The following is a 1334-nucleotide window of genomic DNA, read 5'->3' as shown; positions in this document are numbered from 1 at the left end:
GGGAGGGGACGGGCCGGAGGGGGTGGGTGTTCGGACGTAAAGCGAAGCAGTCCGAACACCCACCCCCGCAGGACCGTCACCGCACCCAACACCCACCCGCCCGCCGCAGGCGCAACGGCGAAAAACCACCGCGCCGCCGCAGAAAACAACGCAGAAAACAGCCCCGCGCAGCGGAAAGACAACGGCGGGCGCACCGCGAAGCGGGCGCAAAACGGCGAGCAACCCGCACGGCGGGAAAGCCGACTACGTGGGAAGAAAAACCTGCCGCTGGCAACCCAACCCGTCGATCTCCAGCTCCACCACATCCCCGCCCCGCAGGTACGGCTTGGGGTCGGGGTGGCCCATGGCTACGCCGGCGGGGGTGCCGGTGTTGAGGATGTCGCCGGGGTGGAGGGTCATGAAGTGGCTGACGTAGCGGACCACTTCGGCCACCGGGAAGATCTGGTCGGCGGTCGTGCCGTGCTGTTTCAGTTCGCCGTTGACCCACAGCCGCAGGCCGAGGGCCTGCGGGTCGGGTACCTCGTCGGCGGTGACCAGCCAGGGGCCCAGCGGGTTGAACGTCTCGCAGTTCTTGCCCTTGTCCCACTGGCCGCCGCGTTCGAGCTGGAACGCGCGCTCGGAGACGTCGTGGGCCACCGCGTAGCCGGCGACCGCCGCCAGTGCCTGCGCGTCGGTCTCCAGGTAGCGGGCCGTGCGGCCGATGACGACCGCCAGCTCCACCTCCCAGTCGGTCTTCACGCTGCCGCGCGGCAGCAGCACGGGGTCGTCGGGGCCGACGACGGTGTCCGGAGCCTTCAGGAAGAGGATCGGCTCCGCGGGGGGCGCGGCCCCCGTCTCCCGGGCGTGGTCGTGGTAGTTCAGGCCGATGCAGACGATCTTGCCGATCCGGGCCAGCGGCGGGCCGGTGCGCAGCCCGTCCGCGTCCAGCCGCGGCAGTTCGCCGAACGCGGCGGCGGCGCGGACGGCCGCCAGTTTCCGTTCGTCGGCGAGCAGTGTTCCGTCGATGTCCGGGACCAGGCCCGACAGGTCCCGCAGGACCCCGGCCCCGTCGAGCAGCGCCGGGCGCTCCGCCCCCGCCGTGCCGACACGCAGCAGCTTCATCGAGTGCCTCCCTGGTCATGGGTCGGCAGGGAAGGGCTCTTCCCGGCCGGCCGATGGGGGACGGCCATCGAGCGATTCGGACGATCGTCCAAGAACGGGGGGCGGTCCGCAAGACCCCGTTCACGGACTGGACCGCCGGGCCGCCGGGCGCACCGCGCGGGCCCGACCGGCGGCCCGCGCGCTAGGCGGTGGGGGCCGTCGCCCCGTCCGCCGGCGCGGTGCCGGCCGCCGGT

At 72.9% G+C, this 1334-nt stretch carries 1 protein-coding gene; it reads right to left on the bottom strand.

Translation table 11 applies throughout. From position 1 onward, the window contains the following. Window positions 1–243: 243 nt before the first annotated feature. Window positions 244–1101, bottom strand: a complete 858-nt coding sequence (locus tag IEY78_RS33745; RefSeq protein ID WP_189104812.1) for a fumarylacetoacetate hydrolase family protein — start codon at window positions 1099–1101, stop codon at window positions 244–246. Between the last annotated feature and the right edge of the window lie 233 nt (window positions 1102–1334).

Origin of the sequence: Streptomyces kronopolitis, from assembly GCF_014646275.1 — a bacterium.
Classification (GTDB): domain Bacteria; phylum Actinomycetota; class Actinomycetes; order Streptomycetales; family Streptomycetaceae; genus Streptomyces; species Streptomyces kronopolitis.
This window is presented reverse-complemented; position numbering and strand designations above follow the sequence as displayed.

Coding starts and splice junctions, on each gene's coding strand:
- IEY78_RS33745 (WP_189104812.1), bottom strand. CDS start 1,101: ATGAAGCTGCTGCGTGTCGGCACGGCGGGGGCGGAGCGCCCGGCGCTG.